The sequence below is a fragment of the Vibrio sp. CDRSL-10 TSBA genome (assembly GCA_039696685.1).
In the GTDB taxonomy this organism is placed as follows: Bacteria; Pseudomonadota; Gammaproteobacteria; order Enterobacterales; family Vibrionaceae; genus Vibrio.
In genome coordinates this window covers 80,638-103,623 of record CP155565.1, presented here as the reverse complement: position 1 = coordinate 103,623, position 22,986 = coordinate 80,638, and the positions used below count along the sequence as shown (strand labels likewise).

Here is a 22,986-nt window from a genome sequence, read left to right as displayed (position 1 = left end):
AACTAATCTTGCTCACCGTCATGACGCATCTTCGCTCGTCTGGCGGTCGAGAAATTCGCCTCAGTCACCTCGAATAAGCTGGCAAAGGATTGTAACTTGGTGCCCATCTTGTCGATGTCCTGACCAATCAATGAGCTGTCTTCAATCGCTTCCTGAATCAGCGCAAACTGCTTATCCATCGCCGAGAAATTGCGGGAAACCATCGCCTGTTGCTGCCCCTGCTCCTGAATCGCACTGCCAATTCGGTCAACATGTTCAGAGATATTGGCAATCGCACTTTCAATATCATGCCAGGTGTCCTGCGCCTGATTGACCCGCTCCGAGCAGGTATTGGCTGACTCCAGACTGTCGGTCATCACATGTTCGACTCTCTGCGTACTGGTGCGGATCGCCCCAATCAGTTCACTGACACTGTCCGTCGAAGAAACGGGTCTTGACTGACAGGTTACGCACTTCGTCGGCAACCACGGCAAACCCGCGTCCCTGCTCTCCGGCGCGCGCGGCTTCAATCGCCGCATTAAGCGCCAGCAGGTTAGTCTGTTCGGCAATATCATTGATAACCACAATAACCTGACGAATTTTCTCTGCATCCACCGTCAACTCACGCACTGCCTGCGCCACCAGGGAAAGATCATTGCTGAGATTATCCATCTGAGACACGGTTTCAGCGACCGATGCACGGCCTTCACCCAACACTTGGACCGTATTAGAAGAAGCATGCTGTATCCCTTCCAGCTCCCCGGTCACCAACTGGCTGGTCTCTGCCGACTGGTTCATCTGTTCACGCACTTGTTGCGACTGATCATGCATCGAAGTCGAGGCACCGCTCAACTTGGCATTAAGATCATCGACGTCCTGCGACATCGGCTCCATACGTTGAATCGAACCCAACAGTGACGAGAAGGTGTCATCCAGGTGAGCAATAAAGGCATTGAAACCACGCGACAGGTCGGTAATTTCATCATTGCCTTTCTCTTCCAGACGGTAACGTAAATCGCCGCTACCGGAACCCAACTGTTTAACCGTGTTCTGCATCCGATTGAGCGGCGCCAGAATTGAACGCGACATGACGAAAGCAACAATCAGTCCGATGATGACCGCAGGAGCCAGCAGATAGAAAGCCGATTGCTTAATATGGGTGTTTAATGTGGTTAAGAAACCTAACGCTTCAGATTCATCAATCTCACTCATTAACACCCAATTCAGACCTTGTAAATTAAGTGGTGTATAAGCGGACAGCACGGAGACATTGCGATAATCTGTGATCAATGCGACTCCCTGCTCGCCTTTCAATGCCCGTGTTACCGAATCTGAATCGACGGTTTGCAGACCAATTGAAGTGGACTGCGCGTCCATTTTTGCCAGCGTAGCACCACTTACCCCGAGCTCCTGCATCAGTTTGAGATAACCCGTTTTATCTTCAGCAATAAAGCGCGAGTCTGAACGCATGCGCTTATCGCCGCCGACCAGATACGTTTCTCCCGATACCCCAAAACCAGCTTGTTGCCAGTCATGGTTATGTGTCATCACCTCATTAATCACATCCAGCGGCATCTGCATCACCAGCACACCAATGGTTTGCCCGGCAACCACAATTGGCGCACTGACAAACGCAGCCTGAGCATCATAAGAAGGCGTATAAGATTCAAAATCCGTGAAATAAGTTCCCTCTTTCAGCGTCAAGCCCTCGCGATACGCCTTCGCTAATCCACTGTTTTTATAGGGCCCTGTCTTTAATGACGTCGCAAAATCGAGCTCTTTGTAAGCGCTGTACACTACATCACCACTCTGTGCGTCGACCAGAAACACATCGTAATAGCCAAACTTCTCAATCAATTTAGTAAAGTAGGGATGATAGGTCCGATGGACTTGGTCGTATTCCGTCTGCAAGGGCGTGCTGAGCAGCTTATCCTTACTGCCAAGCGGATTTTGGTTGAGAGCAATAAACTGGTTTTGCAATACTTTGGCTCTGTCAGTTAAGCCGTTATACAGACTTAAGCTATCAACATTACTGGAACCGTTAATCTCTCTGTAACGACCTGAAAACTGCTCAGTGTAGTAATTTTGCAGCGCCGACAGGTTATCCGAGATAAGGGGAAATTCTTGATATGCTGAGGTAAAATCTGTCATTGCCTGCTGCACTCCAGGATCACTGACCATACTTTCAGCCTGAGCGGCAACGGTAGTAAAGTAGCTCTCAATTTGTGCAGCCGTTTGATTGCGGGAAGAGATCACACGCTCTTTCGCCACTTTCATCAGGGCTACTTCAGCTTCCTTTTCGATAAACCAACCTAAGGCAACACAACTCACCACAGTAAACAGGGTGGCTATGACCACATAACTACTCAACATCTTGGTACGTAGTTTCATCGTATTTTACAATCCTTGTATAAATCGAGCCTCTATAGCTTATGTTTAGCCTAACCTTTAAGCAGGAGAAGCGCTTAACTCAGGTTTGGTGACACCGGTCACATATGAATCTGGATGCAGTGCCACTTTACTTAAAAACCTAAATACACAACACAATTGCCTGATGTTTCTCAGGCATCCTGACCGCGCTGAGTACCGTGTCGTCGCCGTTTTATTTGTACTTCGGCCAATAAAACAGCACATCCCCGGTTAAGGGTATAATTCAATTTGTAATTCCCTGTAATTCAGTTATTTTGAAGCAAACTTCTGTGTGCGTTGCCACTATGGATTACATCGCTTTATTACAAGACTATTACCAATGGTGGATCACCATTGTTGCTCTGCTGATTTACCCTAAAATTGCCAAAGTACTGCTGCGCCTGTTTGAAAGCACCGTGAGCGATCGTCATGACGTTCATCGCATCAAACGCGCGCGCTGGCTGATCAAAGCAGCCATGCTGATCACCCTGCTGCTGACCTTGATGATGATGTGGGGTATTGAGCTACGCGGCTTACTGGTTGTGGGCTCATCCCTGTTTGCCCTGCTCGGGGTCGGCCTGTTCGCCAGTTGGTCACTGCTGAGCAATGTCACCTCGTTTCTGGCGCTGTTTATTCAGAATCATTGCCGGATTGGCCTGTGGGTCCGAGTGGTCGATGGCGCAAACCATGTTGAGGGCCGGATTGTCGATATGACCTTCCTCAACGTGGTACTGGATACGGTCGATGGCAATCGCATCCTTTACCCGAATAATCTGTTTATTGTTCGTCCGGTCATCGTGCTAAGCAAAGCACCGGAAAAAGCGCTCAAGAAAGCAGACAAGAAGCAATTACCGAATGGAGTGAAACGTTGAGCGAGTACCAGGACCTGTCACAACAAATTCAAACCCTGGCCCAGGCTGACGACGATCAGCATCAAGTGGCCCTGCTTGGGGAAATGGTCGAAAACGGACTGGATGAAGGCTCACTGGCACTGATTCTGGAAGCGTTTCCGGTCGATGACCGGGTACGTTTATGGCGCAGCCTGCCGATGGAGATGCACATCGATGTGCTGACCGAAATGCGGGCCGATGTGCGGGTTTCCGTTATCAAAGCTCTGTCCGAAGCCGAACTGAAACTGACCCTGGCCAATCTGGACAACTTGTCACTGATCGAATGGGAAGATTCCCTGCCGGACGAGATCGTCTCAGAAGCACTGCGTCTTATCAGCCGTGACGAGCTTGAATTGTATGATCAGGCCAATGAATTTGAAGATGACGAAATCGGCCACTGGGCAGACAGAAAGCTGTTTACCCTGCCGTTTGGGATCAGCGTGACCCGTGCTTTGGCCATGATTGATAAATACCATCTGGAATCACCGCAATACATTTATCTGATTACCAAAGCGCGTAAATTCCGCGGAGTGGTGGCCTACAGTGATATTCTGCAAGCCGAGCGCAGCACGCCGATTAAAGAGCTGAAAAAGGATGAACTGGTCCTGATCAACGCTCGTCAATCCCTGGCCGATGCCGTCGAAGCGCTGGAGCACGCTGACTTGCCTATGGTGCCGGTGGTCAGTGACGATGATACTCTGGTGGGTGCGGTTGACTGGCAGTTTGCCCTCAGTACGCAACGTGAATTGTACGAAGCACGCCTGATGGCGGGTACCGGTATGGATGAAGGCGATGACCTGTTTGCTCCGGTCGTGCGCAGTTCAAAACGCCGTGGCGTCTGGCTCGGCATCAACCTGCTGACGGCTATTCTGGCCTCGGTCACGATTGGCCTGTTTGAAGATGTCATTTCCCAGGTCGTAGCCCTGGCCGTGTTAATGCCGATTGTCGCCTCAATGGGGGGGATCGCCGGCAGTCAGACCCTGACTCTGATGGTACGTGCCATGGCACTTAATCAGGTCACCACAGGTAACCGGATTGCACTGATGAAAAACGAACTGGGCATTGGCGCCATTAACGGCGTTGTATGGGCGCTAATCATCGGCGGTGTCGCTGGCCTATGGTTCCAGTCGCCACTGATTGGCTACACCATTTCGCTGGCTATCGTGGTCAACATCATCACTGCGGCGCTGTTTGGTGTGCTGATCCCGATCATACTGGATAGGTTGAAGCTTGATCCCGCCTTGGCAGGCTCTGTGATTCTGACCACAGTGACCGATGTAGTCGGCTTTTTTGCGTTCCTTGGCACCGCCAGTGTGGTCATGCTGTAAGCAGACCTCAATCACCAGCCATTCAGTTTCAAATGCCCTGCAAACGCAGGGCATTTTTATTGTTGTCTATGCCAGGCTGGGTAACCAGAGCGCCAGTTGCGGGACGGCGCACAGAATAGCCGCCGCCAGACACATCAGTACAAAAAACGGCAGAGAAGCTCTGGCAATACGACCTATCTTCTCACCGGTCAGACCTTGCAGCACAAACAGGTTAAAGCCGACCGGTGGTGTGATCTGGCCCAGCTCGACCATGATAACCAGAAAGACCCCGAACCAGAGTGGATCAAAGCCGGCCTGTTCAATGATTGGCAGCGTAATTGGCAGGCTCATCACCGTAATCGAGATACCGTCCAGAAACAGCCCCAGGATGATGTAAAACAGCGCCAATGCGCACAGCAGCAGAACCGGTGTCAGATCGATAGAGGCAATCCATTTGGCCAGTTCAGAGGGCAGATGCAGATAGCCCATCGCGGTAGAAAGCAAAGCTGCACTGACCATGATACTGCACACCATGGTCGAACTTTGTACTGTCGAAATCAGCGCTTGTTTCAGCATCGCGATATTCAGCTGTTTCTCAAACACCAGCAAAATCAAGGTCGCCAGTACGCCAACCGCAGCCGCTTCTGACGGCGTCGCAATCCCGGTGTAAATCGCCCCCAGCACCACAAAGATCAGCAGAAATACTGGAGCGAGATAACGCACACTCTGCAGCTTGGTAATATCACTGCTTTGCTCCTGCGGCACCAGTTTCTGGTGACATCCAGGTACGCAGCATCAGATAACCGGAATAGAGCATGGCAATCAGAATACCGGGCAGAATGCCCGCCATAAACAGCTTACTGATCGACACTTCGGCCTGAATACCGTACACAATCATCACAATCGATGGCGGAATCAGTAACCCCAAACTGCCGGCCCCCGCCAGTGAGCCGATCGACAACTGGCGATCGTAGCCACGCTTTTGCAACTCAGTGGTGGTGATTTTACCAATCGTAGCCGTAGTCGCCGAGCTGGAACCGCTCACTGCAGCAAACATGGCACAACCAAAGACGTTGGTATGCAGAATGCCGCCCGGGATCAACCGGGTCCAGGGCTCCAGGCCCTTAAACAGGCGGTCAGAAATATCTGAGCGGAAAATCAGCTCCCCCATCAGAATAAACAGCGGGATCGCTGCTAATTCCCAGGAGTTACCGGCACGGAACAGAATCCGGCTCAGGATACTGCCGACCCGCTGCGGCGACATATCGCCAAACAGGACCAGAGAGCCGAACGACACCACCGCCAGACCGGCAAATACCCAGATGCCGCTGCCCAACACCACAAACAGCAGCGCCAGCACGCCGAGCGCAATAAATAACATATCCATATCAGGCTCCTTGCGTGACAGGTTTCGGCGCCTGCTGATAACAGACAAGGGCCACAATCCGCACGATCAGCGTCAGGCACAACATACCCATCCCGACCAGCACCAATCCCTGTGGAATCCACAGCGGCGTCTCCGCCAGAGACTGACTGGTGGTGCCGCGCACAAAACTGCGCGCGACGGTTAACCACCAGTAATAACCGACCCAGAGAAAGAATGCGCTGGCCAGCAGCGAGGCAAACAAATCCAGTATCCAGCGCTTCGATTCCGCAATTCTGTCCAGCAACACATTGACCCGGATCAGACCATCCCGCTCCAGGCTGTAGCCGAGAGCAAAGAAAGTGGAAGCCGCAACGGCATAGCCGACGAACTCATCCAGCACAAAGGTCGACATACCAAAAAAGCGCAAGCCAATCTCAACAATAATATGCACGAACATGTACAGGATCAGCGCTATCGCCAATCCTCCGCACAGTCGGTTCAGCGCATGGGAAAAACTTATCAGTGTCTTCATCGGCGCCCCTATTTGCTCTGCGCAAACTTGTCCATGATGGTTTTGCCGCGCTCACCGGTCTCTTCCAGCCAATCTTTCAACGCCGGTTGAGCCGCCTGCTGCAACCGTTGAATAAAATCAGCCGGTAACTCTTCGAGAATAGTGACATTATTGGCACGTAATTCAGCGTAGTTGTTTTGTACGCGGGTACGGACAGTTTGCCAGTTATGTTGGTCGGTGTTGCGCGCCGCCTGCATGATCGCCTGCTGCTGCTCATCGCTCAGCGCATCAAACTCGTCACGATTCATATGCACCATATTGAGCGGAATCGCATACTGGATCGCACTGTAAGAGTTGAGGTTTTCCCAGAAACGGCCACTTGCGCCCGCATCTGCCGAAGTCAGTACCGCTTCGATACCGCCGGTCGATAGCTGTGGCACCACATCGGCCCATGACAGGTTAACCGGGGCGGCGCCTGCAGTTTTAAATGTCAGGGTGCCGTTCTTATCATAAGTGCGGATTTTCAGGCCGCTTAAGCTACTGTCACTGTTGACCGCATGTTTGGACCAGATACCACTGGCCGGCCATGGTGAGGCGTACAACAGAATTTCATTATTGTCGGCAAACACTTGCTCATAGTATGGCTTGGCGATGTGATACAGCTTTTCTGCGTCATCCTCGCTCTTAACCACAAACGGCAATGAAGACAGCAGGAAAATCGGGTCAATCCCCGCCATACTGCCTGCCAGAGTATCGGCCAGCGGTACCGCGCCATCAGCAACGGCATAGAAGTGATCGACCGACTTAAAGCCCAGAGATCCGCCGGTATGCAGGGTAATGTTGACTTCACCTTTGGTCAGTTTCCTTGACCTGCTCAATGAAGTACATGTCGCCCTGAGCGTGAATCGACTGCGTGTTGTACTCGTTGGAAAAATCGAGTTTAACCTGAGCATTAGCCAGTGATGGCATGGACATTGATAACGCGGACAGCATGGCCACCGAGGTCAGCTTTTTCATGAATGTGGTGTTTCTTTTAAGTAACATTGTTGATTTCCTTCTCAAAATGAATCCTCAACTTTCACTCTAAGTAGGAAGTCATAGCTCCGGTATTCCCGGCACGACGCCTGCACAGCGGTTCACGACATACCGGCTACATCTATTTGAGCGGTAATTAATTAACTGTTCTGATAATAACCAACCACTTATTTGATTTTGATATAAAGCTACCAATTCATTTCCGAACGCGCCATCATGGCGATACAGCGCTCAATCTAAGCTGCTTGCCGAGACTCAGGCGTCATGAAGACCCATTCCCCAGGCGCTGAATACGGACATCGGCCCGGCCAAACCGGCAAGCACAGACTCATTACTAAGGTGTCCCGAATGGAAAACCCATCTCTTGTCGCGCCCGTAAAGCGCCCACGTCGTTTACGAGCGCATACCCATATTCGCCAGATGGTGCAGGAAACTCAGCTCTCGGTCAGTGATTTTATCCAGCCGATTTTTATTGAAGAAGGCATCGATGCTCCGGTTGCGATTCCGTCACTGCCGGGCGTCAATCGTATTCCGGAATCTGACATCGCACGTGAAGTGAACGAGTTATACCAACTGGGTATTCGTTACGTGATGCCCTTTGGCATCTCGAAACATAAAGACGAATGCGGCTCAGATACCTGGCATAACAATGGCCTGCTGACCCGGATGATTCGCACGATTAAGGAAGCCTGTCCGGATATGATTGTGATCCCGGACATCTGTTTTTGTGAATACACTACGCACGGCCATTGCGGCGTAGTGCACGACGGCTATGTCGATAACGATCTGACCGTGACGAACCTGGTCAAACAGTCTGTTGCCGCGGCGAAAGCCGGCGCCGATATGCTGGCCCCTTCCGCGATGATGGACGGCCAGGTGGGCGCAATTCGCCAGGGCCTGGACGCTGCCGGTTATCCGAATGTCAGCATCATGGCGCACGCGATTAAATTTGCCTCGGCGTTTTACGGCCCGTTCCGCTCCGCGGTGGATTGTGAACTGGAAGGCGATCGCAATACCTATCAGGCCGATCCGCACAATGGTCGTCAGGCTCTGCTCGAAGCGGCGCTGGATGAAGACGAAGGTGCCGATATCCTGATGGTCAAACCAGGCACACCATATCTGGATGTACTGAAATCACTGAGCGATAACACTCGCCTGCCGCTGGCGGTGTATCAGGTCAGCGGTGAGTACGCGATGCTGAAAAATGCCGCGCAGGCTGGTTTGATTGAAGAGCAGCGCGCCGTACTGGAAACCATGGTTGGTTTTAAGCGTGCGGGTGCCAGCGTGATTGTGACTTACTACGCCAAAGAACTGGCACAATGGTTACAGCACTGATGCCAAGGATAAAGTAAATCGCTTTATCCTCAGCACTCTAACGCCCGTACTGGTTAATGGTTAACTATTAAACTGGTTCACTATTAATAGTTACGGGCGATTGCCTTTCTCGGTAGCGTAAATACGCTGCACTCCGTTTTTACCGGATTTTTTCACTGCGTACATGGCACGATCAGCCAGCTCATACAGTTGATCAAAGCTGTACTGCCCGGCGCTGAACTCACAAATACCGATACTAAAACCAATTTGCGCTGCACCGTTTCTCCAGACGAATCGGTTGACTGACCAGCGTCAGCAGTTGATCGGTACACTGGTTAAGCGCAGCCTCATCCTGCGCCGGACACAGCAGCACAAACTCATCGCCGCCAAGACGGGCCACCACAGAATGTTCAGGCGCGCAGCGGGCCAGCCATTGTGACACCACCATCAGCACACTATCCCCCGCTTTATGACCAAGATGATCATTGACGGCCTTAAAATTATCCAGGTCGATAAACACCAGTGACCATGGTCCGGATTGAGCTGGTCCGCACAGCTGTTCAAACTCATCCTGCAGTGCATTGCGGTTCAACAGCCCTGTCAGCGGATCCTGACTGGCCAAGCGCGACAGTTCCAGTTCATAGCGTTTTTCATTGGTGATATCAATGTGAGTACCCATGATTCGCAGCGGCGAACCATCTTCCGCATACTCGACAATCCGGCCGCGATCGGAAACCCAGCTGTGGCTGCCGTCTTTGTGCAGCATACGGTGCACCACCTGGTAGGTATCCGCACGTCCGTAGAGATGGTCCTCAAACGCTCCGACCGCCAGGTCATAATCATCCGGATGCAGTTTGCTTTTCCAGGTCTCAACATTCGCTTCCAGCTCATTGGGCTGAAAGCCGAGCATCTGGCCCCACTCCATATTAAAAATACGCAGCTTACCGGTTGGAACCTGCTGTTCCCATAGACACAACCCGGTGCCATCCAGCGCCGCGTTGAGTTTTTCCTGTAAACGCTCGCTCTGCCGGGTGAGCTCTTCTACCCGGCGTTCGAGCTGTTGAATGCGTTCTTGACTGTCTGGCATTGCCGTCACTTAGCACCGTGTAACTGATAACCAATGAATAGCCTCTAGTCTGCCACAAATTTCGTGTCAACCACATCCCGGACAGAGACAATTCATCGCGCGGGAGAAAGATCGTTTACCGTGCCGCGGCTTATTTTGAAGGTGATGCGAGTTGATGCTCCTGAGCATCGTTGTGCAGCGCGCTGCAGTCCGCCTGACGTAGACTTCCCGTACCGTGACCGATACAGTGATCAAACACTTTTTTTAACCCTTTTTATCACGGAAGAAATCATGCGATACATCAGCTCACTTATTCTGCTTTGTTCGACTCTGTTTGCGGCCACCACACAAGCTGGGGGGCCGCCGCTGCGTATCGGCGTCGATGCCACCTTTCCTCCGTTTGAGTCCACCAATCCGGACGGCTCTCTGACCGGTTTCGAGATTGACCTCGGTAACGCGATTTGTGCCGAAATCGGCAGAACATGCCAATGGGTACCGTCTAACTTTGATGGCCTTATCGTCAGCCTGAAGTCACGCAAGATTGATGCAGTATTCTCTTCTTTAGGGGTTACTGAGCAGCGCAGCCGCCAGGTGAATTTTACCAACGTCGTGTGGAGTGGTTACTCTTCGATGCTAAGCCGCACTGAAGAAGGACTAGCCGCCAATCCACAATCGCTGCAAGGCAAGGTTGTTGGTGTTCAGATGGGCTCAATGCAGGAAGAGTTTGTCCGTCAGCGTTTTGAGCAGCACGGTATTCAGGTTAAAACCTACCAGGATCAGGACCAGGTGTATGCGGATCTGCTCAGCGGCCGTATCGATGCGTCTTTTCAGGATATGATCCAGGCTCAGTTTAACTTTATTGATCGTGGCAACAAGGCGAGCTTCACCAACCTGCAGATTGAAGATGAACTGCTGCCGGCAGATACTGCCATTGCAGTACGTAAAAACGACAGCAAGCTAACTCAGCAGCTGAATGAAGGTTTGGAAAAAATCCACGCCAATGGCACTTATGACCGTATCCAGCGCCAATACTTTGGTGATCTGCAGCTTTATCATCGCTAACCCAGTTTACTGATACTCATCAGGCGACTGTCGATAACATGAGTGTCAATTTCATCATGAAAAGGCAGCCACTCCGGCTGTCTTTGTTTTATTAACCGCGTGACCTTTGTTGTCATTGGCTTTACCCGACAGGCTCACTATGAAACATATTCAGACCCCTTTAATCGCTCCGGTTTCCCGGCACGCAGCGCTGTATCGACAGCTTTCATTTCGGGCCACAAGATGCCGGAAAGAAAGTCTATATTCAGTCCTCTCTGCACGCTGACGAATTACCCGGCATGCTGGTCAGCTGGAAACTGAAGCAGCAATTACTCGAGCTCGAACAGCATGGTTTGCTGTTGGGAGAAGTGGTATTGGTGCCGGTTGCCAACCCGATTGGCCAAAACCAGCACATCATGGATATCCACCTCGGCCGTTATGAACTGGAAAATGGCGATAACTTCAATCGCAATTACTACGATACCTACAGTGAAGTGCGCGCCGCAGTCGCAGAGCAGCTCAGTGACGATACGCAGCTTAACCAGCAACTGATTCGCGCCGCGATGAGAGAAGCACTGCTTGCTCAAACCGTCAGAACCGAATATCAGTCACATCATCAGGCACTGCAACTACTCAGCCATGATGCGGATGTGATACTCGATCTACATTGCGATTTTGAGGCGATTCTGCACACCTACAGCACCTATTATTCTTGGCCGGGCATCGAGCCGCTGGCGCGGGCTCTGGGCTCACAAATCAATATGCTGGCGAATGAGACCGGTGGCAGCCCGTTTGATTGCAGCGTGGATATGGTCTGGCAACGCCTGCAGGCTGAATTCGGTGAGAAAATCCCTCAGGGCTGCCTCGGCGCCACCATTGAGCTGCGCGGCCAGGCTGATGTGAATGACACATATGCAGAAAAAGATGCCAACGCTATCATCCAGTATCTGCATACCCTGGATATCATCAGCGGCGATACCATGATGCCGGACTGCAAGGCGCCAAGCAGTGACTTAGCTGCTGTTGAGACTCTGACGACCCCGATGGGCGGATTATTGGTGCTGCACGCGCAGCCGGGTGACTGGCTGCAGGCCGGTGACCTGTTTGCCGAAGTGATTGACCCTGTCAGCGATAAAGTAGAACCCATCCGGGTCAGCCAGGCAGGAAGAGTCTACTCACGCACGAATCGTCGTATGGCGACGGCCGGCATGCTGGTTGGTAATGTGGCCGGAGAGAAGGTGATTCGCAGCGGCTATCTGCTGGCACCTTAACCGGTTAAAGCAAGCTGCTGTAAACAGTATCTTTTGATCATGAAAATTTTATCAACAGCGCTGATGCAGCAGCTTACCCATCCCTTCAGCAGTTTTCTGCCGCAGTAAAAATATGTGGATCATCGAGACTACCGGAGGCGGTCAGGCGCGATAAAACCGCAGGTGATATGTTGTTATCATCAATACGCTCCAGGCTCACTCCGCGCAATTTTTGTTTCAGCGACTGCTCGCTGCTTAACTTTTCAAAAACGACCCGTGAAGTAAACGGGATACGTGAATTGCGCCCCTGAATCCCCATGGTCAGGCCAGAGAGCAAATGGACACTGCCGCGGGTTGCACCATACAAAATCGTCTGGGAAACCGCACGCTGACAATGCACGCTGTAATCCACGATCTGCAAACGTTCGCCAAGCAGAAAAACCACACCCACAAATTTACCGATATCACAATGCTCCTGCATCGCCTGACCGGATTCGACCCGCTCGTAGAAATGCGAATAGCCAATACCATTTTTCATAGTCAGGCGGGCAAAACTTTTGCTGATATGACCGGGATAAGACGGGGTCATATAGTAGTAATAATAATCGCCCAGATAACGCTCCAGCCCCTGCGCGGAATGTTCCATCATGCCTTGTAGTTGCCGGCTATAACGCTGGCTCTGCGGCGAGTCATCCACCAGGCGCAGCGGTTGAGGCGTTATCGGCTGGGTTGATAACAGCTTTTTGAATAACTTCGGTTCAAGATAAATTTCATCACTGTCGACACCAAAGTAATCGCAGATTTTTCGCAAACTCTGCATAGAAGGCTGACTGTAGCCGTTGAGGTATTTGGAAAACTGCTGCCGGTTGATGCCGATTTTACGACTGCACTCAGTGACATTACCGACATAACTGCATAGAAGACGAAGATTGACGGCGATATTTTGCAATTCCATACCAACAAACCAAATATTTATTCAAAACCCTGCACTTTTTAACACATTCGTCTGCCAAGCAACAGGCTAATGTGAAGCCAGATCGGGCTTTGTAAAAAAACCTTCGCCGGAGGCTTCTCGTTGCCGGGATTAAATAATAAGCTAATGGTTTCACACCATAATAAGGAGAATTGTCGTGAAACGATTGGCTACCATGCTGTTAGCAGGAACAGCACTATTCGCATCGGGAACCTTTGCTGCCAGCAGTGACCATATCTACGTGCAGGCATCCAAAGGCAGCTTTAACGATGCAGCGATCAGCAAACTGTTTGAACAAAAACCCAGTTTAAAAGCGGATGTCGACTTTTCCGGTACACCGCTCAACACTTTTATGCAGGCTGATCTGCACAATTCTCTCGCTTTCAGTGCCGTTGAAAACTCAACCATTGATGGACACCTGGTTCAGGCGACGGTGGAAGCGTTACAGCAATACAAACTGGTGGACGTCAAAGCCTTCATTACCACACCGATTGAAATGTGCGTGCTGATGAACCGTGCTGATGTGGAGTCCAAGCACCCGATTACGCTAATTGCTTCCCATCCTGCGGCGCTCAAGCAGATCAACAGCTGGAAACAGAGTTTGGGTGTAAAAGAACTCTCCGTGCCGGAAGGTACTGCAGTGGCAGCACAGCGCGTGTCGAACGGTGATATGCCCAATGGCACCGCAGCGATTGGCGCCTGTGTACTGGAGAAAGTCTATTCCAACCTGGTGGTGGTCGAGCAAGGCGTGCAGGACAACAAAAACAACAATACTTCGTTTCTGTTGATGGATGTTGAAAAACGCGTTTCGCCAATCAGTGAACAGCAAGCACGTCAGGAGTTGCAAGCCGCTATTGATCTGGGCCAGAAGCTATAGTCTGCCAGGAGCTATAGCCTTTCAGGAACTATAATCTGCCGCATTAACCACCATCCTTTGAATACACAGTGCCCGGGCTGCCGGGCACTGTGTATTCTCACTGATCACTTAGTCACAATAGATTTTTGCTCCCGGGCTTGGTAACGTTATCCTTTGGCTATGAATGGTCCCTTGTTTTTGAGCGATTCCTTGCTTTGAACGTTGCCATGACTTGCTCCTTAAATAGCGACTTTGAATCAGAGCCTCCCTTGTACTGACACTGCACCAATGACTGCCGATGCCTGAATCCCGTACCAAACTGCAAGCTAATCCCCTGCCAGATAATACCAACCAAGCGTTGACGATTGCCCTGCCGTCGTTGATTCATCGCATTGGCCGGGCACACACCCAGACACTTAAACAACTGGCGCTGGCGCTGCAGTGTGAACTCAAACGAGTCCGCCGTTCACGTCACTGGCAACTGAGCGGTCAGGGAGAACAGTTAGCGGCACTGCTGCGCGAGATCTATGCCAGTCCGGACGCCGAGGCTGTTCGGTTTGTGACCCAGAAATTAACGAGCAGTGTCGAGGCTTATCAACGGCAGACGGGACCAAACCGGCTGGCTGAATTAATCCAAACCTGTCCGGGTATTACCCTGGCAGAACTGGTTCAACAGACCGGTTGTACTCTGGCTGAGGCGCGTGCGGCACGGGAAGCGCACGAATGGCAACAATAACGAGGAAATGAAGGCTCAGAAATGTAAAACAGCGGATACCTTCAGCGGCACCCGCCTTACTGCCAGAACGAAATAAATCACATCGCTAAGTGCATGAACCATAGCGTGTTGATTAAACCTTAGCAGGCTTGGTCAAACCCGGGCTCTGTTGGTCAAACGTCAGCTATGTTGTTCAAACAGACGCTCTTCACCCTTTAGCAGCGCTTTCAGTACCTGCAGCACACCTTTGTCACGGTTACTTGGGGCACGGAAACGGGCCAGAGTTTTGATATCCTCATGGGCATTCTCAACCGCAAAAGAGTAATAGCTGGCCTCAAGCATTTCGACGTCGTTAAAGTAATCACCAAAACTCATGGTTTCCTGTTCGCTAAAGCCGAGTGACTGCTGCAGTTGGTGAATAGCGGTGCCTTTTGAGGCAGAAGCATGCATCACATCCAACCAGATTTTCGCACTCACCACCACTTTATGACTGTCACCAAACGCTTGGTTGATCGCCGGGTAAACATGCTGCTCGGTACCAGCGAAATGGCAAATAGCGACCTTGATAAAATCATCATCTACTGCCAGTAAATCAGTAACCGATTCACAGCGGTGGTAGTATTTTTGAATTTCTTGTAATGCCTGGGGCTCGGTGGTCTCAATGTATGCTGAACGCTTACCACACAACACCACGTACGCATCGTCAATCTGACGCGCCTGGTGAATGATCTGCTCAATATCCGCTTTGTCGATCGTGCTGCTGTGCAGCTCTTCACCTTTGTACATGACCAACGTACCGTTTTCGGCGATAAACATGATCTGATCCTGAATATCAGCAAAGGTGTCCAGCAGGCTATAGTACTGACGTCCGGAAGCGGCCGCGAAACAAGATGCCGCGCTGCGCCAGTTGTTGGTGGAGGGCAAAAAATTCGGCATCAAGCTGGCCGTTTTCATCCAGCAAGGTGCCATCCATATCGGTGGCAATAAATTTGATATTCGGTTGTGACATGTTGTAAGGACTCTTGTTTCTGTTATGGATCGAGCACCATCCGCACCGCGCGTTCGAACCTAGGCTGAATACCGTGATTGAGTACCCAGAGACAGTACGGAGATTATCTCCGTACTGTACAACGTCTGGCCTGAAACTGTAAGGGCATGCAGGTGATGAAATGGCTCCGAAGTACTTGAACTGTCATGAATAGCAACATCTTCGCCTGCGTCAGGCCACCATCAAAGCCACTAACATCCATAACGTAATATCATTACCCAGCCAATCCATCATGCTCTTGTCCTTTTTGTTATTTGTTATTTGTTACTGACAGGCTTTGATCAATACCGAGGTATCCATCCGGCCTAGTCCCTGTTGCTGCAATGCCTGATACTGACGATCCACTTCGGCGGTCAGTGGCAGCGTCAACTGATTACGCTCCGCTTCAGCCAGACAAATAGCCAGATCTTTGCGCATCCAGTCGATAGCGAAACCAAAATCAAAACGTTGCTTGCTCATCGTCACAGCGCGGTTTTCCATCTGCCAAGAGCCGGCGGCGCCATGTTTCAGCACCTCCACCACCTGCGCGATATCCAGACCCGCACTGTCAGCAACCAGCAGAGCCTCGCTCAGCCCCTTCAGCACACCGGCAATGCAAATCTGATTGACCATCTTGCAGCGCTGGCCCTGACCGTGTTCACCCAGTAACGAGGCCTGACGGGCGTAACAATCAAAGACCGGCTGCAGGGTTGCAAATACCGCAGGTTCACCGCCGCACATCACGGTCAAGCTGCCCTGCTCTGCGCCGGCCTGACCACCGGAAACCGGCGCGTCAATAAAGTGCACACCTTGCTGACGACACGCGCGGGCCAGTTCCTCAGCCAGCTCCGCCGACGTGGTGGTGTGATCCACCAATACCGCACCCGGCGCCATGGCAGCCAGTACGCCATCTGGCCCGTACACCACACTGCGCACATCGTCGTCGTTACCGACACACATCAGCACCACGTCCGCACCTTGTGCCGCTAAACCCGGCGTTTTTGCCTGTCGGCCCGGATAACGCTCCAGCCAGTTGAGCGCTTTGTGCTCATTACGGTTATAGACACAGGTGTCAAAACCACCCTGCGCCAGATGTCCGGCCATCGGCGCTCCCATAACCCCCAATCCGATAAATGCTGCTTTTTTCATCTCTGCTCCTTGCAATTTACTGCTTATCCCAATTAACCGGGACTTAACCTATGTCAATAATGAGTTTAACTAAGTGACCTCGCTACTACTCAACCAGAGCCCGACGGCCAGTTAAGATCTTCAATCGAATCGCTGTCAGCCCAACAACTTCCGGCATCAATGACGATAATCAAGTGAAGATATGATCGTGACATCTTGTAACGCGTTCGTTTTGATCTAACTTAATCCCCAGATTAACATATGTCAATAATGAAAATTAAATCAATGGACAAATACAAAGTCACATTAAGCTAAGTCATGGTTTATAATGAGGTCGGATATTGAGTGAGGAGAAACAGGTGAGTGACACAAAGTTCCATAACATAGCGCACATTATTGAACAGCGGATTGATCAAGGCATCTATCCGCTTAACACCAAGCTGCCCACTCACCGCGCACTGTCAGAAGAGCTGGATACCACACCAGCGACTGTCGCGAAGGCCTACAAGTTACTGGCCGATAAAGGTAGGCTGGAGTCGTTTGTCGGGCGCGGCACCTTTGTCAGCCGCCAGTCGGAATTGAATCAGGTCATTCAGGCACCAGATGATGAACGTGAGTATAATTTCTCCATTCTGCAGCCCTGCCTGTATAAAAATGTACAACCTTTGCAACAGGCCTATCAGCAGGCCGCCGCCCAACTGACCGCCGATCTGATTGGTTATACCGAGCATTCCGGTCATGCCGCACATCGCCAGGCCGGTGTGGAATGGGCCAGGCATTATGGCCTCGAGGGCGGTCACCAGGACAACACGGTATTGACCAACGGCGCCCAGCACGCTTTGTACCTGCTGATCAATACTCTGACCAAGCCTGGCGATACCATAGCGGTTGAGGCGCTGACCTATCCGGGAATCATGACCGCCGCGAACCTCTCCGGCCGGCATGTGGTCAGCCTGCCGATGGATCAGCACGGTGTCATTCCGCAGCAGCTGGATAAAATTATCACCGAGCACAAGGTGGCGCTGGTGATCGTGGTCCCTTCGCACCAGAATCCGACCGGCGTCACTATGCCGGAACAGCGCCGGCGTGCGGTTGCACGAGTGATTGAACACAAGCGCATCTGGCTGGTTGAAGACGACATCTATGCCTTTCTCAACCCGCAACCGATCCCGGCGATCAGCAATTTTATTCCCGAGCGCGCTGTTCATATCAGCTCGCTCTCCAAAGCGATCAGTCCGGCGATGCGCTGTGGCTTTATCAAGGCACCATCCAGCCTAATCCACACACTCAACGCGCACATCCGTACCTATACCTGGCTCTCGTCACCGATTAATTACGTTGCCGCCGCGCACTTAATTGCCGGAGGGGAAGCGTTTCGTCTCGCCGCGCAGCAACGCGATACCGCTCTGGAAACGCCAGGCGATGTTGCGCGAGATCTTTCCGCAAGTAGGTGAACAGTTTAACGGCTACCATGTCTGGCTGCCGCTGCCTCCGCACTGGCGCGCGGACCGCTTGGTCATGGAAGCCAAAGACAGACAGGTGATCGTCAGCAGCGGCAGTTACTTTGATGTTTCCGGCAACGACACCAGCCATATTCGTCTCTCTTTGATGTCGATCAGCCGAGAAGACAAGCTGCAACAGGGGCTAATGCTCCTCAAGCAACTGATCGACTCCGACGTCAGCAGTCTGTTTCCATTTTAACCGGGCAGAGAAGTCCGTCAGGTAAAACGCATTTCAGTGCCGGACCCAAGCGCAAATAAACGCACAAATAAACCTACAACAAAGCCGCCCGAGGTTATCCCCGGGCGGCTTTGTTGTAACGCTTTACTTATCTTGCTGGCCAATTGCCAGCACAGCGTCATAGCAGGCAGAAAACAGTCTCTCCGACGTTAACAGTCTCTGCCGTTTACAGTCTCTGCAGATAGCAGCCTCTGGCCGAAACTGTAAGCAGGTAAAAATAGCCTAAGCCGCTTGTACGGTTTTCGCCGCAGGCGCTGCAGCCTGTGCGCCAATCAGCGCCTGGTGCAAGGCGCAAATTGCGCTGTTATAGTCGCTGTCTTCAACCACAAATTGCACATTGACGTTGCGCATTGAGGAGTGTGCCGCCATCGGGCTGACCTCCACTTCCGCCAGGGCATGCATACCGCGCGCCAGTGCCTGGTTGGTGTTAATCTGGGCGCCGATAGCTGAAATTAATGCTACCATTTTGCCGGAGATCGACGCATTTGGATAACGTTTCTCTGCTTTATACAGTACTTTATTCAAGTTATCACTGGTGCCGCTGAGGAAATAGGTCATCGAGTTGGCATTCATCTCTTTTCCAACCAAATGCACTTTAGCATCGGCAATGATCTCCATCAGTTCATAACTAACGTTATCAATCTTACCCACCATGTTCTGATCAAACACGTGCAGCGCAAACACCTTGTTACGGCCGGCAATAATTTCAACTCGGTTGTCCTGCGGCTGATGATGGCTGGAAATCAAGGTTCCGGCGTGTTCAGGTTCAAAGGTATTTTTAACCCGCAACTCGATTTCCTGGTGACGCAGACCGGCCGCTGCATTTGGGTGGATCGCTTCCATACCCAGGTTTGCCAGCTGATCAGCGACGTCAAAGTTGGTCAGCCCCATCGGGCGGACTTTATCCGGCCCTACCACGCGCGGATCGGCCGAACTTAAATGATACTCTTTATGGATAATCGCCTGATCAGCATTGGTCAGTGCAGCGATGCGGCTGAAAGTCATTTCGCTGTAACCGCGGTCGTAAGTCTTCATCAGACCTTCATCGCAATAGGCATAGCCGGTGACGATTGGCAGCTCTGTAGTGACATCAACGTCTTCAAATGCCTGGCGAATCACCTCGTCCAGACTGCCACGCGACTCTTCATTCCAGCCGGACAAGTCAATAAAGCGCGCATTCACACCCAGTGTTTTCAGTTTTAATGTCGTGTTATAGGCACTGTGTGCTTCACCAACCGAGGCCAGGAAACTCACGAACCTGCGGCAAGTAGTGGCGCAGCGAAAACTGACCATACTGACATGTATCAAGAATATTATTAATGCAGTTTACCGCTTCAGAAATGCGGGAACGGATAAACTTGTCGGCACGAATCCGGCTCATCGGATCGGCGAACAAGTTTTCATTGATCATCAGCATACGCTTTTCGAGATCATACATCGCATCCGGCCAACTTTCGTCGCGTTTAGCGATCATCTGGTAGATACCGGGTTTACCGCTGCGCTTACATTCCAACAGCGCATCAGTCATGCCCGAGTAAGCCGATACCACAAACACCCGGTTATACGGATCACTCGGTTTAAGCAAAATATTGTCAAGGACAGCATCGAACGCTGTCATCGAAGTACCACCGATCTTTTCTACGGTGTAAGACATGGGGTCTCCTAGTTGTTTGTTTTTACAAGGACTGTGTTTTACATGGATAGAGTTTTTACATGGACAGAGTTTTTAAAAGACAGATAGCTCAAAGTGAGCATAAGCGGACTTTGCTGACAAAGTCAGTGGCCGGCTATCCTTACCAGCCACTGGCAAACGTCACTCAAGTATTAATCCACTCGGGTATTAATCCACTCAGGCACTAGACCGCAACTGGGTAGACGCCGTCTTTATCATGCACTTCTGCTCCGGTCAGTGGCGGATTAAACACACAGGCCATAACCATATCGGCACCTTTATAGGCACGCAGGTAATGCTCATCATGCTTATCCAGCACATACAGTGTGCCGGGTTTGATCGGATAGGTTTCACCACCGACCACTTCGATTTCCCCTTCACCGGACATGCAGTACACAGATTCAAGGTGGTTCTTGTAATGAATATGTGTTTCGGTACCTTGATAGATGGTCGTGATGTGAAAAGAGAAGCCCATCTGATCGTCTTTCAATAGCATGCGCACGCTATCCCACGTGCCGGTCTCTGCAACGATACGGCGTTCACTTTGGCGACATTCTTCCAGGGTTCTTACAATCATGACTCTTCCTTATGAGGCTTGTTTAATAAATTGCGGGGCGACGTTGGCCACCGCCTGTTCGAAAATACTCAGGCCTTGTGCCAGCTCGGCTTCACTGATGGTCAGCGGGCAGAAGAAACTTCACAACTTCGTCCTGCGGGCCGGCGGTTTCAATCACCATGCCGAGACGGAAACACTCGCGAGCGATCTTGTCTGAGATCTCACCGTCCTGACATTCAATACCCTGCATCAGGCCGCGGCCTTTAAGGCGGCTAAACAGCTCAGGATAACGACCCAGCGCGTGTTCGATGGTCGTTTTGACCTGCTCGGCGCGCGCCTGGATATGCTGCTCAAATTCAGCGTCTGCCCAATACGTTTCCAGCGCTTTCGCGGCGGTGACAAAGGCATGGTTATTACCGCGGAAAGTGCCGTTATGTTCTCCGGGTTTCCACTCATCCAGTTCAGGCTTAAACAGCACCACGGCCAGTGGCAGACCATAACCACCAATCGATTTTGACAGGGTTACAATGTCAGGTTTAATACCGGCCGGTTCAAAGCTGAAAAATGTGCCGGTACGGCCACAGCCAGCCTGAATGTCATCCACAATCACCAGCACGCCATGGGATTTACAGATCTTACTCAGACGTTGCAGCCACTGATTGGATGCAGCGTTCAGACCGCCCTCACCCTGGACCGCTTCCACCAGCACTGCCGCCGGTTTATCCAGACCGGACGAGTTGTCAGCCAGCATGGCCTCAAACAGAGCCAGACCATCAATGTCGGCATAACCGTCATAAGGCAGGCGGGTCACGCCCGAAAGACCCAAACCGGCACCACCACGGTGATGCTGATTACCCGTGGCCGCCAGTGCGCCGTAAGAACAGCCGTGGAAGCCGTTAGTAAATGCAACAATATTCGAGCGACCAGTCACTTTACGCGCCAGTTTCATCGCCGCTTCCACCGCGTTGGTACCGGTCGGGCCGGTAAACTGCACTTTGTAGTCCAACTCACGCGGGGCAAAGATGTAAGTTTGCAGAGCATGCAGGAATTCCGCTTTCGCTTCAGAGTGCATGTCCAGGCCGTGAGTAATACCATCTTTGTCGATGTACTCGAGCAACGCCTGCTTAAAGATGGCGTTATTGTGGCCATAGTTCAGCGAGCCAGCGCCCGCCAGAAAATCGAGGTAAGCATCGCCATCTTTGGTATACAGCCAGCTGCCTTTCGCAGTCGAAAATACGACAGGAAAGTTGTTGGCATAAGATTGAACGTTTGATTCTTTCTTTTTAAAGATATCCATAACGATGGGATTTATCCTTATCGGTTGATTCGTGAATTTAGGGGAATCCGATACAGGTATTCTGTATCGTGCTCGCCGTCGAAATGGCGAGTCTGATCGAGAAAAGTTGACACTTCACCGCGTTCGCCGTTGGCTTTATCCAGTTTTTTGAACAAACTCCAGGAGCCTTGGTTATCTCGGGTGATTGTCGTTTCGATGACCGTAACGTCAGCAAGATCATCGCGGGTCAACAATTCGTTCAGCATATGGAAAGCAAGACCCATTCCGCGCGTATCCTGATGCACTGCGACTTGCCAGATGAATAATTCTTCTGGTTTGTCCGGCTTGCGATAGGCTGAGACGAATCCAACCAAATCCCCATTGCGTTCCGCTACCACACAGGTACTACGGAAATGTGTCGATTGCAGGAAGTTACAGTAAGCGGAGTTCTCATCCAGAGGCGAACACTGGGCGATCAACTCGTGAACGCGTTTTCCGTCAGTTCGGCTCGGCGTTCGAAACGCCCACTCATCCTGAGTGTTTTGCATAATTTCAGGGTATGCGACCCATGGTGCTGCTGTAATCATTGTCTGCCACATATCAGTTAGTGCTCTAAACAAATTCTTTTTATAAACTAACAGCTCAAATGATTATTTCAACCCTCAATATTACGACAAAGTCATAAATAAACAGTTAAACGGCTGATTTAAAAGCATATTAGTTTGGTTAAATAATTTATAAAAGGAGAATTATTATTTAGATGTGTAAACAAAATGACAGAGAGATAACAATACAATTTCAATTTCGTTAATAACATAAGCGTCACTAGCAAAATTGTTTTTGTTTCGCATTTTGCATTCGCATAATGCAACGGA

The 22,986-nt window shown here is 51.1% G+C and carries 18 protein-coding genes and 5 pseudogenes; 8 read left to right on the top strand and 15 right to left on the bottom strand.

Going from position 1 to position 22,986, the window contains the following annotated elements; translation table 11 throughout:
• Nucleotides 1-2 precede the first annotated feature (2 nt).
• Nucleotides 3-356, bottom strand: coding sequence for a hypothetical protein (locus ABDK09_00540; protein XAW87979.1), 354 nt, complete (start codon nucleotides 354-356; stop codon nucleotides 3-5).
• Between the two features lie 46 nt (nucleotides 357-402).
• Nucleotides 403-2,370: a methyl-accepting chemotaxis protein gene (locus tag ABDK09_00535; protein ID XAW87978.1), complete on the bottom strand. Its 1,968-nt coding sequence runs from the start codon at nucleotides 2,368-2,370 to the stop codon at nucleotides 403-405.
• Between the two features lie 323 nt (nucleotides 2,371-2,693).
• Here ABDK09_00535 and ABDK09_00530 point away from each other — a divergent pair, with 323 nt between their 5' ends.
• Both ABDK09_00530 and ABDK09_00525 read left to right on the top strand, forming a co-directional pair.
• Nucleotides 2,694-3,260 (top strand): mechanosensitive ion channel family protein, encoded by a 567-nt coding sequence (locus ABDK09_00530; protein ID XAW88492.1) that lies wholly within the window; start codon nucleotides 2,694-2,696, stop codon nucleotides 3,258-3,260.
• Nucleotides 3,257-4,606, top strand: coding sequence for a magnesium transporter (locus ABDK09_00525; protein XAW87977.1), 1,350 nt, complete (start codon nucleotides 3,257-3,259; stop codon nucleotides 4,604-4,606). Before ABDK09_00530 ends, ABDK09_00525 begins: the two co-directional genes overlap by 4 nt.
• Nucleotides 4,607-4,672: 66 nt before the next feature.
• On the opposite strand, the gene ABDK09_00520 is transcribed toward ABDK09_00525, so the two are convergent.
• Genes ABDK09_00520 through ABDK09_00500 form a run of 5 tightly spaced genes read right to left on the bottom strand, consistent with a single transcriptional unit; the run spans nucleotide 4,673 to nucleotide 7,506 of the window.
• On the bottom strand, nucleotides 4,673-5,350 hold the full coding sequence (locus tag ABDK09_00520; GenBank protein XAW87976.1) for a TRAP transporter large permease subunit: 678 nt from the start codon (nucleotides 5,348-5,350) through the stop codon (nucleotides 4,673-4,675).
• A complete protein-coding gene (locus ABDK09_00515; GenBank protein XAW87975.1) occupies nucleotides 5,328-5,972 on the bottom strand; it encodes a TRAP transporter large permease subunit in 645 nt (214 codons plus the stop codon). The genes ABDK09_00520 and ABDK09_00515 overlap by 23 nt, the downstream gene beginning before the upstream one ends.
• Nucleotide 5,973: 1 nt before the next feature.
• Nucleotides 5,974-6,483, bottom strand: coding sequence for a TRAP transporter small permease (locus tag ABDK09_00510; GenBank protein XAW87974.1), 510 nt, complete (start codon nucleotides 6,481-6,483; stop codon nucleotides 5,974-5,976).
• A gap of 8 nt (nucleotides 6,484-6,491) precedes the next feature.
• Complete coding sequence (locus ABDK09_00505; protein XAW87973.1) at nucleotides 6,492-7,340, bottom strand: TRAP transporter substrate-binding protein; 849 nt, start codon at nucleotides 7,338-7,340, stop codon at nucleotides 6,492-6,494.
• Nucleotides 7,309-7,506: a hypothetical protein gene (locus ABDK09_00500; GenBank protein ID XAW87972.1), complete on the bottom strand. Its 198-nt coding sequence runs from the start codon at nucleotides 7,504-7,506 to the stop codon at nucleotides 7,309-7,311. The genes ABDK09_00505 and ABDK09_00500 overlap by 32 nt, the downstream gene beginning before the upstream one ends.
• A gap of 339 nt (nucleotides 7,507-7,845) precedes the next feature.
• Here ABDK09_00500 and hemB point away from each other — a divergent pair, with 339 nt between their 5' ends.
• Nucleotides 7,846-8,832, top strand: coding sequence for a porphobilinogen synthase (gene hemB, locus ABDK09_00495; protein ID XAW87971.1), 987 nt, complete (start codon nucleotides 7,846-7,848; stop codon nucleotides 8,830-8,832).
• Nucleotides 8,833-8,922: 90 nt separating this feature from the next.
• Here the strand turns inward: hemB and ABDK09_00490 are convergent.
• Nucleotides 8,923-9,898 (bottom strand): annotated as a pseudogene (locus tag ABDK09_00490) (sensor domain-containing diguanylate cyclase).
• Between the two features lie 270 nt (nucleotides 9,899-10,168).
• Here ABDK09_00490 and ABDK09_00485 point away from each other — a divergent pair.
• Nucleotides 10,169-10,939, top strand: a complete 771-nt coding sequence (locus ABDK09_00485) for a transporter substrate-binding domain-containing protein (GenBank protein XAW87970.1) — start codon at nucleotides 10,169-10,171, stop codon at nucleotides 10,937-10,939.
• A 194-nt stretch (nucleotides 10,940-11,133) separates the two neighbouring features.
• On the top strand, nucleotides 11,134-12,189 hold the full coding sequence (locus tag ABDK09_00480) for a succinylglutamate desuccinylase/aspartoacylase family protein (protein XAW88491.1): 1,056 nt from the start codon (nucleotides 11,134-11,136) through the stop codon (nucleotides 12,187-12,189).
• 85 nt (nucleotides 12,190-12,274) lie between these two features.
• On the opposite strand, the gene ABDK09_00475 is transcribed toward ABDK09_00480, so the two are convergent.
• A complete protein-coding gene (locus ABDK09_00475) occupies nucleotides 12,275-13,123 on the bottom strand; it encodes a helix-turn-helix transcriptional regulator (protein ID XAW87969.1) in 849 nt (282 codons plus the stop codon).
• Nucleotides 13,124-13,292: 169 nt separating this feature from the next.
• Here ABDK09_00475 and ABDK09_00470 point away from each other — a divergent pair, with 169 nt between their 5' ends.
• Complete coding sequence (locus ABDK09_00470; protein XAW88490.1) at nucleotides 13,293-14,018, top strand: prephenate dehydratase domain-containing protein; 726 nt, start codon at nucleotides 13,293-13,295, stop codon at nucleotides 14,016-14,018.
• Between the two features lie 277 nt (nucleotides 14,019-14,295).
• Nucleotides 14,296-14,733: a ribosome recycling factor family protein gene (locus ABDK09_00465; protein ID XAW87968.1), complete on the top strand. Its 438-nt coding sequence runs from the start codon at nucleotides 14,296-14,298 to the stop codon at nucleotides 14,731-14,733.
• A 159-nt stretch (nucleotides 14,734-14,892) separates the two neighbouring features.
• Here ABDK09_00465 and ABDK09_00460 read toward each other — a convergent pair.
• Nucleotides 14,893-15,721: pseudogene (locus ABDK09_00460) on the bottom strand (Cof-type HAD-IIB family hydrolase).
• A 303-nt stretch (nucleotides 15,722-16,024) separates the two neighbouring features.
• A complete protein-coding gene (locus tag ABDK09_00455) occupies nucleotides 16,025-16,888 on the bottom strand; it encodes an NAD(P)-dependent oxidoreductase (protein XAW87967.1) in 864 nt (287 codons plus the stop codon).
• 338 nt (nucleotides 16,889-17,226) lie between these two features.
• Here ABDK09_00455 and ABDK09_00450 point away from each other — a divergent pair.
• Nucleotides 17,227-18,568 (top strand): annotated as a pseudogene (locus ABDK09_00450) (PLP-dependent aminotransferase family protein).
• 261 nt (nucleotides 18,569-18,829) lie between these two features.
• Here the strand turns inward: ABDK09_00450 and ABDK09_00445 are convergent.
• The 4 genes and pseudogenes from ABDK09_00445 to ectA form a co-directional block, all read right to left on the bottom strand.
• Nucleotides 18,830-20,261: pseudogene (locus ABDK09_00445) on the bottom strand (aspartate kinase).
• Between the two features lie 202 nt (nucleotides 20,262-20,463).
• Nucleotides 20,464-20,856: an ectoine synthase gene (locus tag ABDK09_00440; protein ID XAW87966.1), complete on the bottom strand. Its 393-nt coding sequence runs from the start codon at nucleotides 20,854-20,856 to the stop codon at nucleotides 20,464-20,466.
• Nucleotides 20,857-20,865: 9 nt separating this feature from the next.
• Nucleotides 20,866-22,132 (bottom strand): annotated as a pseudogene (ectB, locus tag ABDK09_00435) (diaminobutyrate--2-oxoglutarate transaminase).
• 17 nt (nucleotides 22,133-22,149) lie between these two features.
• Nucleotides 22,150-22,698, bottom strand: a complete 549-nt coding sequence (gene ectA / locus ABDK09_00430) for a diaminobutyrate acetyltransferase (protein XAW87965.1) — start codon at nucleotides 22,696-22,698, stop codon at nucleotides 22,150-22,152.
• Nucleotides 22,699-22,986: the final 288 nt, after the last annotated feature.